This is a genomic window from Paenibacillus sambharensis (assembly GCF_003233845.1).
GTDB lineage: Bacteria > Bacillota > Bacilli > Paenibacillales > Paenibacillaceae > Paenibacillus_I > Paenibacillus_I sambharensis.
This window is the reverse complement of record NZ_QKRB01000031.1, coordinates 77,344-93,777: the sequence shown is the minus strand read 5'-3', so window position 1 is coordinate 93,777 and position 16,434 is coordinate 77,344. Positions and strand designations below refer to the sequence as shown.

The window sequence follows — 16,434 nt, the reverse complement described above, 5'->3', positions numbered from 1 at the left end:
TATATAAGAACCTCCAGTCAAACGCCCATCGCGCTGCTGGAGGTTTCTTTTGCGAAACCGTTGCCGGGACAGTTTTTTAAGAGTTCTACAGAATGAGAAGAAGTAATCAATGGGTAACAAAATCAACAATTGCCACTTGCGCCATTGCTGACGCCACTAGAATAATGATAAGTAAACATCTATTCAATGGAATGCCGAACAAACGGAAATGGGGTTGTGCCTGTTGCGGGTTTCCTACATAAAAAAAACGAAGCTAATGTTGCTGCCAGCCTGTCTGCTTGCTGCCTTCGTCCCCCTATTGTCAGGATGTATAAATAACAATGAGAACTCACATCTCCTGGATTCAAAGCAGGAAACCATCGTTTACCAAGACCTCGGCCTTAGTAAATACGATCCTCCGATTGAGGTGGTTTTCGTAAGGGACTATACCTCTAGTCTGGAAAATCTTATTAACGACATGCCCGGTCAGTTGTTGGAAGATAATACGTGGAGCCGTCTCTACGAAGAAGCATTGGGAATCCGCATCCGTTACGATTGGGTAGCAAGAGGAGATCTTTACCGTCAGAAATTAGGCATGGCGATCGCATCGGGGGAAATTCCTGATGTCGTCAAGGTAAATGCGCAGCAGCTGCGGCTGCTCACAAATGCTGGACTCATCCAGGATATGACGGAGATATACGAGACCTACGCAACGCCGCTCACCAAGCGCATTCTCAGCGAGGAAGGGACAGGGCCGTTTGACTCAGCAACTATCGATGGCAAATTAATGGCGCTGCCGGAGACGATCGCTTCTATTGAAGGAGCACAATTCATTTGGATACGGACGGACTGGCTTGAGCGTGTCGATAGACAGCCGCCACGAACAATGGACGACTTGCTCGCAATTTCGAAAGCGTTTACAGAAGAAGATCCCGATCAAAATGGGATTGACGATACCTATGGACTAGCTGTATCCCAGCATTTATGGGATCCTGTTATGGGTATTATGGATTTTCTGGCCGGTTATGGCGCCTATGCGAAGATATGGCTGAAAGGCGACGACGGGAAACTTGTCTACGGAGGGATCCAGCCGGAAGTAAAGCTGGCGCTGAAAGCGCTGCAGGAGATGTACAAGAACGGGCAGCTCGATCCCGAGTTCGGACTGAAGGACGGCAATAAAGTGAAGGCGATGATTGCTTCGGGTAAAATCGGTATGTTCTACGGTGAGCAGTGGGGCTCGTTCGTCGCACAAGCCAGCCGTAAAGAGTTTCCTGAATCACAATGGCAAGCGTTCCCGATCGTTTCAGATCACGGGGAGAAGCCGAAGGTACCGCTTCGTTTCAGCACCTATCAGTACCTTGCGGTCAGGAAGGATTATCCATACCCCGAAGCGATTGTGAAAATGTTCAACCTCCACCTCGAGAAAAACTGGGGGAAAACAGCCGAATACGAAACGTATTACAGTAATCCGCTGCCGGTATGGCAGTTGTCGCCGGTAACGCCTTTTCCCGTAAAGAAAAACTTGGAGGCATACAGACAAATGGAAAAAGCACGGCGTACTGGAGATACATCCCAGCTGGGGGCTGAAGCGAAGGCGATTCAGAGAAACATCGATTCCTATTTATCCGGAAGCGCAGACAGTGACGCCGGATGGGGCTGGGAGAGGACCTATGGCAGGAACGGGGCATTCGCTATTATGGACGAATACGAGAAGAAAGGCCAGCTGCTGTATGAAAGCTTTGTTGGCGCTCCTACGGATACGATGATCAATATGCAGGCCATTCTGGATGAGCTAGAGCTTGAGACTTACATTAACATCATATTAGGACGTCCAATAGAAGATTTCGATCGCTTTGTAGCAGAGTGGAAAGAATTGGGCGGCGACCAGATTACCGAAGAAGTGAACCGTTGGTTTGCCGGAAAGAGCGTACATCAACCATGAAATAATTGCGGCAACGGAGGCGTTTGTTTGATTAAATTTCCTGCATTCTCCATGCGGAATTCAATATTTGCCCGTTTGGTATTTACATACCTCATCGTGGTAGTTCCAATCATTCTGTTAGGGGTTTATTTATATCAATGGAGCTATCATAACGCAAGCAACGATATTACGAGAGCAACCGTTAAGCAGCTGGAGTATTATCTGGACGGCTTGAACCGGGAGATCGAATGGATGGAGCTTCAGTTGTTCGACACAGTGGAGGACAGCGGGCTTAACAAGCTATCCGCAACTTGGTCCCTAATGGACAGCGCAGAGCAAAGGGAGAGCCTGAACGAGCTGCTGAGCCGGTTGACCTCCTTTCAAAACAGCAGTCCCTACATGAAGGATGTCTCCGTGCATATTCGCCCGATTAACAAGACGGTATCGGCGGTGAATGCCGTGCAGCCGCTTGATGAAGTCAGGTTTCATACGTTTAATACCCGTACCGGGCTGACAGGAAGCCGCCTTCGATTATGGAATGGAAAGCTTCACCTCAGCGCTTCCAAGCAAAACGCAAGAAATGGGGAAGATCCGATCTTCATCGTCCAGATCGAATTAGATTCGGAGAAGCTGCGCAGGTCGTTGAACCAGATCAATCTATATAAGGATAGCGGCTCCCTGCTTATTCTGGAGGAAAACGAATACACCATTCGCAGCCACCCGCAGTCGGACGCTTCGATTCTGCAATTCGTGCAGAAAGCAAGTTCGACAAGTGACAATGAATTTCGTATGGAGATGAATGGAAAGAGCTACCACTTGAACAAAGTGTATTCCCAATCGCTGGGTCTGTCGGTCGCAGCCTACCTGCCAGAGGAAACCGTCAAGCGGCCGCTAAGCAAGTTTTATACGTGGGGGCTGTTATTCGCGTTGACATCGCTTCTTGCGGTCGTAGCATTCTCATATTTCTCCTACCAATCTATTCACCGGCCGCTGCTGTATTTGGTACAAGGCTTCAAACGAATGGAGAACGGATCGCTGAACACGCCGATCGAGCATGAGAGGAAGGATGAATTTGGCTATCTGTACACCAGGTACAATCAAATGCTGAACAAGCTGCAAAGCTTAATCGATCAAGATTTCAAGCAGAAAATGATGATGCAGAGGGCAGAGCTCAAGCAGCTGCAGTCCCAGATCAACCCGCATTTTTTGTATAACAGTTTTTTTATTCTGAACTCGCTTGCCAGGACAGGGGATCTGGAAAGAATCGAGCTCTTTACCAATATGCTGGGTGAATATTTCCGGTTTATTACCCGCAATGGGGAAGATCATGTGCCCCTCTCGGAGGAAGTGAAGCATTCTCGCATATATTCGGAAATTCAAAAGCTGAGGTTCTCGAGGCGCATCCGTGTGCAATTCGATGAGCTGCCGGCCGAGATGGAGCGGATTCGCGTTCCGCGTCTGATCATCCAGCCGATTATCGAGAATGCATATGAGCACAGTCTCGAGAAGATGGCAGAAGAGGGAATATTCCGGCTCACCTTCGAGCATACAGAGAACGAAATATGCATTACCATTGAGGATAACGGCAGCAGCATAAGCGATTCCGATATCTTGGCATTGCAGTCACGAGTAGAGAACACGGTCAATTCCTTCGAAAGCACGGGCCTCCTTAATATCCATCGCAGGCTTGTTTTAACCTTCGGTGCGGGGAGCGGACTAAAGCTGTCAAGAAGCGAGTTGAACGGGCTGAAAGTATCCATTCGAATCAGGCGGGAGGATACGAAACATGTATAGGCTATTGATTGTCGACGATGAAGAGATCATTACGGATGCTCTATACGAGGTGTTTCAGCGGCAGTTGTTGGAAAATTTGGATGTATGCAAAGCCTATTCCGCCAAGGAGGCGCTGGATTGGCTGTCCCGTACCCGCATCGACATCGTGCTTACCGATATCCGGATGCCGGGCATGAACGGCTTGGAATTGTCACAGCAAATTCAGCTCTACTGGCCGAGGTGCAAGGTTGTGTTCCTGACAGGCTTCAGCGAATTCGATTACGCCTATCAAGCGATACAGCTTCCCAATACACGTTATCTGCTAAAGACGGAAGGGTACGACAAAGTAACGCAGACGGTTCAGGATGTTATTCGGGAGATTGATCAGGAATTGCAAATGGAGAAGCTGGTGAAGACATCGCTTGAACAGTTGGATGCTCTTGAGCTTGCTGCGCATGACGAATATTTCCGTCAGTTACTCCGAGAGACCTCTTTAATAATTGAACGGCGGGAAGAGCTGATTCGTGATTTCGAAGAACTCCGTATCCCCCTTTCGGCGAATGCCCCTGTACTTCTCGCTCTCGGCCGGGTGTCCTATAGAGCGGATACAGGTTATGCGGGAAGGAGCAAAGCGCTCACGGACGTCCGGCGAATATGGGAGTCATTTATGTCGGAACAAACGGCAAGTCTCGGAATCATTGATAAGCATGGCGATATACTCTGGTTCATTCAACCGTCGCCCGAGGCCGAAGAGACGTTTCACCAGCATCTCGCCCGTTATTTGGAAGGGACCTTGGAGCTGATTCAGGAAGCCTGTCTGGCTTCCTTGCAATCTGCGATCAGTTTCACGGTTAACGGCGCCTTATGCGAATGGGAGGAAGTGACAAACCGGTATGAGAGACTCCGCCGCCTGCAGCAGCTGAGGGTCGGGGACGGACTGTCCATGCTGCTCATCGACCGGACCGACCAAGCGGATACGGATGCGTGGAAGGAAGTCATATCCATCGATCATAAAGCGGCTGTCTTGGAGGCGCACCTTGAAGGAGGGAAGGCGGCAGAGTTTCTGGAAGAGCTGGATACACTTTCAGTAAAGCTGACTCAGGCTAGCGGGAATGTCCAGAAGACAATCGAAGGCTATTATACCGTCTCACTGCTGCTGCTTTCTTATATGAACCGCTTAGGAATGAAAGACAAACTGGCGGAGTTTGGGAAGCTCATGCGGCTGGATGATCATAGTTCCATGAAGGAAGCGTTCTTGTATTTGCGTGAAACAGCTGAATCCGTGTTCGATTGTAAAAATAAAGATGAAAAAGACAGGGCATCCAAAGTGATCGAACGCATCTGCCAATTTATAGAGGAACATCTGGAAGAGGATCTGTCTCTGGTCAGGCTGGCGGAGGTCCACTATTTCAACCCGTCTTATCTGTCTCGCTTCTTCAAGCAGGAATTCGGCATGAACTTGTCCGAGTATATCGATAAGTGCCGGCTGCGAAAAGCAAAGGAGATGCTTTGCAATTATGATATGAAGGTGCGGGATGTTGCTGCGGCAGTAGGTTACGAAGCAGCTCATTCCTTTACACGTTTCTTTAAAAAGATGACCGGGCTGACACCACAGGAATATCGGGACGGTTTGACTTGAACTGAATGGGCATAGGAGAGGGAATCCGTTGACGGCGTTCAACGGATTTGTCGTGAGTGATGCTAGAAGTACACGGGTGCCGGACCTATGAATCGGCAGGTTGTAGCCGTTAAATGTAAGCGATACACTTTTTACAGCGGACGATTCCTTCGCGAGTAAGCAAACGATACGCTGATCGTTCTCTATAAGACTTAAACCGAACAGGGGGATGAAGACAGCCATGAGTGAAGAAATCAGATTGAGCGCGCCGCCTGCAGGAGCTGTAGGGAAGCTGCCGGGAAACGGTAATCCCGTCGTTGCCCACAAATTCGGTGCAGATCCGTATGCGCTCGTGTACAATGACCGCGTTTACTTGTACAACACGAACGATGTGCTGGAATATGACTGGGAAGGCGAAGTTAAGGATAATACGTACAGCAGCATTAACCAATTGTCCGTCATATCTTCCGATGACTTAATCAACTGGACAGATCATGGCGTGATTAACGCCGCCGGCCCGCAAGGCGCGGCCAAATGGGCAACGCAGTCTTGGGCGCCTGCTGCTGCTCATAAGAAGATTAATGGCAGGGATCAATTCTTCTTGTATTTCGCCAATAACGCGAGCGGGATCGGCGTTCTGACGAGCGACAGCCCGACCGGGCCTTGGGTGGATCCAATCGGCAGGCCACTCATCTCGCGGGACATGCCTGCAGCCTCTGGTGTGACTTGGTTGTTCGATCCCGCCGTTCTGGTCGATGAAGACGGTACGGGTTATCTTTATTACGGCGGCGGAGTACCAGAAGGGCAACACGAAATGCCGAATACGGCACGGGTCATCCAGCTCGGTGACGATATGGTAAGCATTGTCGGCGAAGCCGCGACGATACCGGCCCCTTATATGTTTGAGGATGCGGGAATTAATAAAGCGGGCGGCGTCTACTACTTTACTTACTGTACCAACTTCTATGATGGGGTAAGGCCGGAAGGCAGTCCACCCGCCGGGGAGATCGCTTATATGACCAGCGAGAATCCGATGGGTCCATGGACATATCAAGGCTGCATCTTGAAAAACCCGGGTTATTTCTTCGGAGTTGGAGGCAATAACCATCATGTTATCTTCCAGTTCGGCGAGACATGGTATATCGCTTATCATGCTCAGACCTTGTCTAAAGCAATGGGCGTTCCCAAAGGTTACCGGTCGACGCATCTCAACGAGGTGCACTTCGCCGGAGACGGCTCTATTAATGAAATTATAGCCGATATGCAGGGCGTGACACCGGTCAAACTGCTCGATCCGTTCATCATGAACGATGCCGTAACCATGGCGTGGAGCGCCGGAGTAAATGTGGAGCCGCTTGCTGCAGACGGTAAGGATCACAAACCAGCGAAGCTGGCCGTTAGCGGCATTCACAACGGGGACTGGACGGCAGCAGCGCAGGCCAATTTCGGTTCAGGAGCTTCTTCCTTCTCAGCTTGGGTTGCGAGCGAGGCGGCGGGGAGCACGATTGAGCTTAGGCTGGACAATCCAAGCGGCAGGCTGATCGGGGTACTGGAAGTGCCAGATACGGGCGGAATGCAGCAGGGGAGGGAGGCCATAGCAAGAATAGCCGGCGCCGAAGGCATTCATGATCTTTATTTCATCTTCAGAGGCGAGCAGGGGAAGGAACTATTCCGCTTTAGCGCTTGGAAGTTCAGCCGCTAAGACTCCTATCGAATATATACAAAAACGGCCGGTCCGGGACAAAGTCCTGACCGGGCCGTTTTTGTGCGTTTAGGCCGTAATCGACCTCATCTTACGGTATTCATTTGCGCTTACACCGGTATAGGACTTGAATTTCTTGTAGAACCAGTCCATCTCCGAATAACCGACCTCATTAGCGATTTCATAAATCTTAAGGTCCGTGCTCTCAAGAAGGGCTTTGGCTCTCTCCATACGCTGCTTCAGCAGATACTCATTAAAGGTCATGTTCTCTTCATATTTAAATTTTTGCCCCAGGTATGAGCAATTGAAATGCAGGATGCTGGATATTTCTTTGAGCGTAATATTTTGGCTGAGTGCCTTCGTTGCGTATTCCTTCACCTTATCGATCACGGATGCCGGTTCCGGGGGCTTCATCTCCCAAGCCACCGATTTATCAGCGTCCAGCTTTCGGCGGATAAGCTGAAGGCTTGCCGATAAATCGTTCAGGCACAAGGGTGCGGGCAGGTAGTCACTTACCTGATATTGCATCGCTTTCCGTGCGAGGCCGAAGTTTGTCCCGTCACCTATAAGAAGGATCGGAACCCGGCTATTGACACGAATCCGGCTGCACAGCGCAAGGCCCTCTTCGGGCATGCCTACCATGTTAATGAGAACCAGTGAATAAGGCTTCGAGGCAAGCAGCGCCAAGGCACTGTCCACGTCGGTTTCGTTATCTATTGAGAAGCCAAGTAAGCCCCAATCCAGTGCGGCCCTTGTACTGGAGACCGAGCGGCGATTCAATTCCACGATCAGCATGTTGTACATTCTTATCCCCCCATGCGTATTGCGGCATACCGTCAATGTACACCTCAAAATGATTACGCTTTCATTATGGAAAATTAAGAAGACATTAACAATGTGCTTATCTTTGTATCGCTAGCAGATGTTTACTTCTTGCTTATCAGGATGGATGACTGTTACGCGGCAGTTCCGCGAATCTAGTATTAGAGGGGTAACAGACCTTGATTTCCCCAGGTTGTTGGGAGCGTAATGTAAGCGCTACACTTTGAGTGTGTTCACAATTCACGAGGGGGATGAATTCATGCGGAGTCGAATCATGATTACGCTGCTGTGTGCGATGGTTCTCGTTCTTGCGGCATGCAGCGGTGGTACCGGCAACTCTAATAACGGTCCAGGAAACGAAGGAAACGGCGGCGCCAATGCCGGTGCAAATAAAGGCGCTGCTGAGACACCAGCGGCAAGCAACACGGTCAATACCGCTGAAAAAGACGTATACCGCACACCGGAAATGGATTTCGACTTGGGCGGCAAAACGATCAAGATCGTATCATGGTGGGATATGACGATCCCCGAGGACAATCCGGACAACATTCAACGCAAGCAAAACCTGGATGCTCTTATGGAAAAACATAACTTCAAAGTGGAGTACGTCGTTGTTGACTACGGCGAATACAAAGAGAAGGTGACTGCCTCACTGCTGGCGGGCGAGCCGATCGGCGATATTGTTCGTCTGGGCAAAACCTATACGGTACCGGCACTTGTGAAACAGGATCTGCTCTGGCCGGTCGATGAATATACCAAAAACCCGATTGCATTCAACCAGAAGGTCACGAATGAGTATTACACCTACGAAGGCAGAGGCTACGGCTTCACAGAGAACCAAGCAAATCTCGTACAGGGAATATTCTACAATCGCACGCTTATGAACCAGCTCGGCATGAAAGCGCTTCAAGAATATGTTGACGAAGATAATTGGAATTGGGACACATTTGTTCAAACCGCTAAAGAAGCCAACAAGGATACGAATAACGATGGCAAGCTGGATACTTGGGGACTCGCCAACGCCTCTTTGCTTGATCACGCCCTCTATTCCAACAACACGAGCCTGACCAAAGGGAATAAACATAATTTGGACGATCCGAATCTGATGGAGGCACTTAACTTCGTCTCCCGCTTGGCAAACGAGCAAATCGCCAGACCGACAGAAGGTGGCGACTGGACGGAGCCGGGCCAATTCTTCCGCCAAGGCAACACGCTGATGTACGCTGGCGCTCTTCATGAGTTGAGCGGGCTGCAAACTGATATGCCAGACTATGAGATCGGCTTCGTGCCATTCCCGAAAGGACCGAACGCCACCGATTATCATTCCGCGGAAGCCTTGTTCCAAGCGCTCACCATTCCGAAGTCCGTCGACAATCCTGAGCAGCTTCTGTATATCTGGGAGAAGATTAATGACATTAATTCTATGTACGATTATCCCGACCAAGCCTCATACGAAACATTATTCGCAAACGAGGACGATCTGAATAACGCCAAGATGGTTGCGCCTAATATGATCGTTCTGGATCATCACACGTTCCCGAACCTCAAGTACTACGATTTTGTCGGGGAATTGAACGATGGGGTTTCGGTATCCACCGTCGTCGAGAAATACAAGCCTACTTTCCAGGCGGCGATTGACGAAGTGTACGGACCATAACGTTTGGATACGCTCATCGGCATTTCCTTTTTAGATCATTTTCTATAAAAAGGGATGCCGATGAATGTGTATACGTCTGGCAGCTGGAGGGGAGAACCGTTGAGCACCAAAAAGAAAAGAATGTCCATCGCGCTGCTGGCTCTTGTCCTATGCGCGGCGTCCCTGTGGCCGTTTTATCCGGCAAGCGTGACAGTGGGGGGCGGAGAGGCGCAAGCTATGGCGGACTTTGAAGCGATTACCGGCCCGGACGAAGATGACAGCTATGATGAATATTTAAACCGGTACGCGGGAGCCGCACGACCGGATAAGGTCATTCGAATCGAAGGCGAACATTACATAGAAGCAGGCAGCAGCTTTCAAGTAGAAGACCGTTTACACGGGCTTGACGGCAAAGCTGTCATAACGCCTGAGACAGGAATCATCTCGTGGGAAGTGCCCGTTGAACAGGCTGGCTTGTACAATATCCGGATTCATTATTATCCGATTGAAGGCAAGAGCTCAGCAATCGAAAGACAATTCGAAATAAACGGCGAGATTCCGTTTGACGGAGCAGATATTCTCTTGTTCGACCGTATATGGGGCAACAAGCTGGACGAGATCCAGCGAGACGACAGGAACAATGACCTTCGTCCGAGACAGGTGGAGAAGCCCGGCTGGCAGCTGGCTTCCTTCATTGACCGTTACGGTTATTACGATGAGGCTTATTCCTTCTATTTCGAACAGGGAACACAGCGGATTTCCATGACGGCACTCAGGGAGCCGATGGCAATTGATTACATCGAGTTGTATCAGCATCAGCAGCCCAAGAGCTACGAACAACTAAAAATCGAGTATTCGAACGGCGGGATTCAGCCTGCCAGGGATCAATACGTACGAATTCAGGCGGAAGATGCGGCGTACAAATCTTCTCCGACGTTGTCCCCGGTATCCGACAGGTCCAGTCCCACCGTTATTCCATATGACGTTTCCAAGATACGGATTAACTCGATCGGCGGGCTGAATTGGAAGCTGCCTGGCCAATGGATCGAATGGGAGCTTGAAGCTCCCGAGGACGGTTTGTATCAAATTGCGATCAAGGAGAAGCAGAACCAGCTGCGCGGCATCTTTGCAACACGAAGCTTGATGATCGACGGCGAATATCCGTTTCAGGAAATGAAGCGGATCCGCTTCAACTTCAAACGCGATTGGGAGATGAATGTGCTTGGCGGGGAAGAACCATATTTGTTCCACTTAACCAAAGGGAAGCACCGCATTCGCATGACCGTGTCGCTTGGCGAGATTGCGCCTCTATTGCGGACAGTCGAATCCAGTGTTCTTCAGCTTAACGATATGTACCGGAAAATTCTCATGATCACGTCGAATACACCTGATCCCTACCGCGATTATCAGCTTGAGAAGCGAATTCCGGCTATGGTGACCGTATTCGAGGAGCAGGCGGAAACGATTCAAAGCGTCGCGGATTATCTCGAACGTATAACGGGCGAGAAGAGCGACAAGGTAGCCGTTCTGCACGCGATGGTGCATCAGCTTAAGGACATGGCTCAAAATCCCGAGACGGTAGCGAAGCGGCTGAAATCGTTCAAAATCAACGTCGGGGGTCTGGGTACCTGGATTCTGACGGTTCGGGAGCAGCCTTTATCGCTCGATTACCTCGTCATATCCTCTCCAGGCTATGATCTGCCGAGAGCGGAGGCTACCTTCCTGGAAGAAGCGAAGCATGAGCTTGGCGCGTACGCCGCTTCGTATACGGAGGATTACGACAGTATCGGCAACACGTCAGAGAGCAGCCGTTCCATTGACGTATGGGTGACGACCGGACGCGACCAGGCGCAGGTACTGAAGGCATTGATCGACGATTCATTCACGCCGGAGACAGACATTTCCGTAAGGCTCCGGCTCGTCCCCGCTAACATCCTGCTACCGGCCACGCTGGCGGGCGAGGGACCGGACATCGCCATGCAGATCGGCGAGGACGTACCCGTCAATTACGCCATGAGGGGAGCAGCTGCGGATTTGACGCAGTTCGATGATTTCGAAGAAGTGGCAGGGCGATTCCGCGACAGTGGTCTCGTGCCTTATCAGTACGACAACGGCGTTTATGCTTTGCCTGAGCAGCAAATCTTCCCGATGCTGTTCTACCGCAAGGACATTCTGGAGGAGCTGGGACTGACGCCTCCGCGAACGTGGACGGATGTCTACAGTATGATCTCGGTCCTTCAGAAGCATAACATGGAATTTTATCTGCCGCTTGAAGCGGCAAACGCAGTTCCAAATGCCACTCTAGTTCCGAACGCAACATTCTCCATGCTGCTGTATCAGAATGGAGGGGAATTTTACCAGGAAGGCGGCAGACAAAGCGCGCTCGATTCTGAAGTGTCTATGGACGCGTTCAAGAAGTGGACGCGGTTCTATACCAGCTATAAATTCCCTCTGCAAGCAGATTTCCCGAACCGCTTCCGGACAGGTGAGATGCCGATCGGCATTGCAGATTATACGACGTACAACATGCTGACGGTCCTGGCGCCGGAAATCAAAGGGCTCTGGGAATTCACGCTTGTCCCAGGCACGGAGCTGCCGGATGGCTCAGTAAATCACGAAGTCGCCAGTCACACGACCGCGGTCATGATGCTTAACAACGCCGAAGACAAAGCATCGGCTTGGACATTCATGAAATGGTGGACCGGCAAGGAAACCCAAATCGCATACGGCCGCGAGATGGAGGGACTGATGGGTGAAGCTGCCCGTTACCCGACGGCTAATATCGAAGCGCTTGAAGAGCTGCCTTGGCCAGTCAAGGATTATAACAATCTGGAGAGCCAGTGGAAGTGGGTTAGAGGCATCCCCCAAATGCCGGGCGGCTATTTTACAGGCAGGCATCTGGATAACGCTTTCCGTAAGGTCGTCAATGCTAACGAGAATCCGCGGGAAGCCTTATTGGACTATATTCTCTATATCAACGATGAGATCAACATCAAGCGGAAGGAATTTAATCTACCGTACGAGTAAGGGGGTGGAAGAACGTGCAGATGGAGACGAACGTTAGACCAGCAAAGGAGGTCTCGCGTCCGGTACGGCTGTCAAGGCTGGCTCGTATTGGCAAAGAGTTAAACCGCAGCAAGCATTATTACTTGCTGATGAGTCCGTATATGATCATCTTTTTCCTATTCACCGTCATTCCCGTCGTGCTGTCGCTCGGCCTCAGCTTCTTCTATTTCAACATGCTTGAACTCCCGCGGTTCGTGGGCTGGCAAAATTATTCAAGGCTGTTCCTGAATGATGATATCTTTATGATCGCCTTGAAGAATACGTTGATGTTCGCCGTTATTACCGGTCCGATCAGTTATTTGGCCTGTTTTATATTTGCGTGGATTATCAATGAGCTGTCGCCCAAAGTGCGCGCTTTTATGACGCTAATTTTCTACGCTCCTTCCATTTCGGGCAATGTGTTCTTCATCTGGCTCATCATCTTCTCGGGAGACAGCTATGGCTACATGAACGGCTTCCTGATGAAGGCTGGTTTTATTCTGGAGCCGATTCAATGGCTGCTCGACGAGAAATATATACTTCCAATCGTCATGATCGTTCAGCTCTGGCTCAGCCTTGGCACCAGCTTCCTGGCATTTATCGCAGGGCTTCAAACGGTCGACAAAACCTTAATCGAGGCAGGCACAGTGGACGGAATCAAGAACCGCTGGCAGGAGCTGTGGTACATTACACTGCCTTCCATGAGACCGCAGCTGATGTTCGGAGCCGTCATGCAGATCACAGCATCATTCGCGGTCGCGGACATCTCCATCGCGCTGGCCGGCTTCCCGAGCGTCAACTATGCGGCGCACACCATTGTCACACATCTTATGGACTTCGGTACGATTCGATTTGAGATGGGGTACGCTTCTGCAATTGCAACCGTTCTGTTCTTCCTCATGATCGGCTCGAACAAGCTGACGCAGAGAATGCTTCGAAAGGTGGGCGAATAATCGTGGTATTAAAAATGATGGCTGTTTTTCGGACACCGCGAAAGCTCAACCGGTCCTTCGCCGTCAGCTTAATGCTGTTCGCGTTCCTCGCCTTGTTTGGCGCATTTATGGCACTGCCTCTCATTTACGCGGTGAATAACGCATTCAAGCCGTTAGATGAGTTGTTTATTTTCCCGCCCCGCTTCTTTGTAGTTAATCCGACGATGGAGAATTTCTACGACTTGTTCGCCCTGATGGGCAGCTCCTGGGTGCCATTGTCGCGTTACATCGCCAATACACTGCTCATAACGATTGTTGGTACAGCAGGGCATATCTTATTGGCGTCGGCTGCGGCATACCCGCTGGCAAAATACCGGTTCCCAGGATCGTCGGCGCTGTTCTCCATCGTCGTTCTGTCGCTGATGTTCTCTCCGCATGTTACGGCTATTCCTAATTACATGATGATGTCGTGGCTGGGCTGGATTAATACGCATGCTTCCATTATTGTTCCTTCACTGGCATTCCCGCTCGGACTGTTCCTGATGAAGCAATTCATGGAGCAAATCCCTGATGCGCTGCTCGAGGCTGCCAAGATCGACGGAGCGAGTGAGTACCGCATCTATTGGAGCATTGTCATGCCGAACGTCAAGCCAGCTTGGCTGACGCTTATGATTCTGCAGTTCCCGATGCTGTGGGGGTCGGACGGGGGCAGCTTTATTTACAGTGAGAACCTGAAGACACTTCATTACGCACTTGGACAGATTACACTCGGGGGTATAGCCAGGGCTGGTGTCGGCGCAGCGGTTGCGCTTATCTTGATGATCGTTCCGATCACGCTTTTTGTGATTTCACAGAGCAGCGTCATGCAGACCATGGCGACTTCAGGGATGAAGGATTAGAAGGGAGCCGTTCACGATGTTGAAGAGCATTCTGAAATCAAGACCGCTGCTCCTGCTCGCGATCTGCTGCCTGCTCAGCACAACGTTAGGCGGGGCAGCTGCTTATGCTGAAGGCGACGGAACTTCTTATAATTACTCATTCTGGGGAAGAACAGCAGCGGCGCCCGCAGCTTATCAAGCAACAGATTTGTACAATGGTTCTGATCTTGGTGTCGGCGCCTTCAAAGAACCAAGTGATCTGCACGTCACGACAGATAATCGCATCTATGTATTGGATTCTGGCAACAACCGGATTGTCATCCTGGATGAGCACTTTAAGCCCATAGAGGTCATCGACTCCTTTGTCAGGGAAGGGCAGGCGGATACATTCGCGAAACCACAGGGACTATTCGTTACGGACCAGAACGAGATCATCATTGCAGATACGGGACATAACCGGGTCGTTCATCTGGATTCAGAGTTCCGGTGGGTGAAGACGATCGAGGCTCCGAAGTCCGATCTGCTGCAAGCGAACTACCAGTTTCAACCTGTCCGCGTTGTGATGGATCAAGCACAAAGAACCTACGTCATGGCGACCGGCGTGTTCGACGGCTTCATGGAATTTAATGCGCAGGGAGATTTCACTTCCTTCATTGGCGCGAACCGCGTCTACATCGACCCCGTTGAATATTTCTGGAAGCAGATTTCGACGCAAGCCCAGCGCAGTCAGATGCTCATGTTCACACCGACAGAGTTCACCAGTCTCGACATCGACGGAGAAGGCTTCATCTACGCGACGAACGGAGATCAATGGGGCGACAACATCAAGAAACTGAACGCGCAGGGCACCGATATCTTACGCCGCAGCGGATATTTCAGTCCGCAAGGGGACATCCGGTATACGAGCGATACCGGGCCCTCAAGATTGATCGATATCGACATCACGGACAGCGAGATGTATTCCGTACTCGACTCGAAGCGCGGACGCATCTTCACGTACAACGGCGATGGACACTTCATGTACGTATTTGGCGGTCTCGGCAATCGGATTGGTGAATTTAAGACGCCAACGGCCATCGAGCGTGTAGGCGATGACTTTATTGTACTGGACAAAGCGCTCGGCGAAATCACGGTATTCAAGACAACTGCCTACGGCAGGACGCTTAACGATGCTGTTCGCAGTTATTACCGGGGGGATGAGAAGCAAGCGTTCAGGTTATTCAATGAAACCATTAACATGAACGCAAATCTGGAGTTCGCTTATGCCGGAATCGGCAAATCACTGCTTCGTCAAGGCGATTACAAGGAAGCGATGAAGCATTTCAAGAGAAGCATGGATCAGAACAATTATTCCAAGGCGTTCCTGCTCTACCGCAAAGAAGTGATGAGGCAGTACTTTGGATTCATCATGACCGCAGTCGTGACGATTGCAGCGATCTGGGCGGGAGTCCTTGCCTACCGGAAATCATCGCGAAGAAAAGGAGGGATCTCCTTTGAATAGAGAGCTTGTCACATTCCCGTTTCACGTCATCGTTCATCCCTTCAACGGCTATTGGGATCTTAAGTACGATCGGGACCAGAAATTTAATCTGATCGTATCGTGTGTCGTCTTGTTCCTGCTGGCACTCACCAATATATTAGGCGCACAGTACAGCGGGTTTGTAGTGAATTTGTACAATCCGAATGAAATGAACAGCCTCCTTGAGTTGGTCTATGTCGTCGTACCGGTGCTCTTCTGGTGCGTTGCTAACTGGTCGCTTACCACCCTTATGGACGGGGAAGGGAAATTCATAGAAATTTTTACAGCGACCTGTTATGCCTTAATTCCGATTGTCGTCATCAACTTTCCGTGGATTTGGCTCAGCAACGTCATCTCGCTTCAGGAAACATCGTTTTATGCGTTCTCACACGCAGTCGCCTATCTTTGGTTTATTTTCCTGCTGTTCGCAGGAAACATGACCGTTCATCAGTTCTCGGCTGGAAAAACACTCGGCATCATGGTTTTGACAGTCATTGCAATGGGCTTCATGGCCTTTATCAGCCTGCTATTCTTCAGTCTGGTGCAGCAAATCATCGCCTTCATAACGGTCATCTATCAAGAGCTGGTTATGAGGAGCTAGGAAGGAGG

The 16,434-nt window shown here is 50.4% G+C and carries 11 protein-coding genes; 10 read left to right on the top strand and 1 reads right to left on the bottom strand.

Translation table 11 applies throughout. From position 1 onward, the window contains the following. Positions 1-256 precede the first annotated feature (256 nt). From DNH61_RS04275 to DNH61_RS04260, 4 genes are all read left to right on the top strand, one after another. Complete coding sequence (locus DNH61_RS04275; RefSeq protein ID WP_111145439.1) at positions 257-1,921, top strand: extracellular solute-binding protein; 1,665 nt, start codon at positions 257-259, stop codon at positions 1,919-1,921. Positions 1,922-1,948: 27 nt separating this feature from the next. Then, positions 1,949-3,694, top strand: coding sequence for a sensor histidine kinase (locus tag DNH61_RS04270; RefSeq protein ID WP_111145438.1), 1,746 nt, complete (start codon positions 1,949-1,951; stop codon positions 3,692-3,694). Then, positions 3,687-5,312 (top strand): response regulator transcription factor, encoded by a 1,626-nt coding sequence (locus DNH61_RS04265; RefSeq protein WP_111145437.1) that lies wholly within the window; start codon positions 3,687-3,689, stop codon positions 5,310-5,312. The genes DNH61_RS04270 and DNH61_RS04265 overlap by 8 nt, the downstream gene beginning before the upstream one ends. Positions 5,313-5,532: 220 nt before the next feature. Next, a complete protein-coding gene (locus tag DNH61_RS04260; RefSeq protein ID WP_245947926.1) occupies positions 5,533-6,993 on the top strand; it encodes a glycoside hydrolase family 43 protein in 1,461 nt (486 codons plus the stop codon). A 69-nt stretch (positions 6,994-7,062) separates the two neighbouring features. On the opposite strand, the gene DNH61_RS04255 is transcribed toward DNH61_RS04260, so the two are convergent. After that, a complete protein-coding gene (locus DNH61_RS04255; RefSeq protein WP_111145435.1) occupies positions 7,063-7,797 on the bottom strand; it encodes a helix-turn-helix domain-containing protein in 735 nt (244 codons plus the stop codon). Between the two features lie 277 nt (positions 7,798-8,074). Here DNH61_RS04255 and DNH61_RS04250 point away from each other — a divergent pair, with 277 nt between their 5' ends. The 6 genes from DNH61_RS04250 to DNH61_RS04225 all read left to right on the top strand — a co-directional run bounded on the left by DNH61_RS04250 (position 8,075) and on the right by DNH61_RS04225 (position 16,426). Then, positions 8,075-9,472 (top strand): ABC transporter substrate-binding protein, encoded by a 1,398-nt coding sequence (locus DNH61_RS04250; protein WP_111145434.1) that lies wholly within the window; start codon positions 8,075-8,077, stop codon positions 9,470-9,472. A 120-nt stretch (positions 9,473-9,592) separates the two neighbouring features. Further along, entirely contained in the window at positions 9,593-12,478 is a 2,886-nt protein-coding gene (locus tag DNH61_RS04245) for an extracellular solute-binding protein (protein WP_181438580.1), read from the top strand. A gap of 20 nt (positions 12,479-12,498) precedes the next feature. Continuing rightward, entirely contained in the window at positions 12,499-13,449 is a 951-nt protein-coding gene (locus DNH61_RS04240) for a carbohydrate ABC transporter permease (protein WP_111145509.1), read from the top strand. A gap of 14 nt (positions 13,450-13,463) precedes the next feature. Further along, the gene (locus DNH61_RS04235) at positions 13,464-14,327 is read left to right on the top strand and encodes a carbohydrate ABC transporter permease (protein ID WP_425452216.1); all 864 of its coding nucleotides are present in this window, start codon (positions 13,464-13,466) and stop codon (positions 14,325-14,327) included. A gap of 16 nt (positions 14,328-14,343) precedes the next feature. Then, positions 14,344-15,807, top strand: coding sequence for a hypothetical protein (locus tag DNH61_RS04230; protein WP_111145431.1), 1,464 nt, complete (start codon positions 14,344-14,346; stop codon positions 15,805-15,807). Continuing rightward, entirely contained in the window at positions 15,800-16,426 is a 627-nt protein-coding gene (locus DNH61_RS04225) for a YIP1 family protein (RefSeq protein WP_111145430.1), read from the top strand. The genes DNH61_RS04230 and DNH61_RS04225 overlap by 8 nt, the downstream gene beginning before the upstream one ends. Positions 16,427-16,434 lie beyond the last annotated feature (8 nt).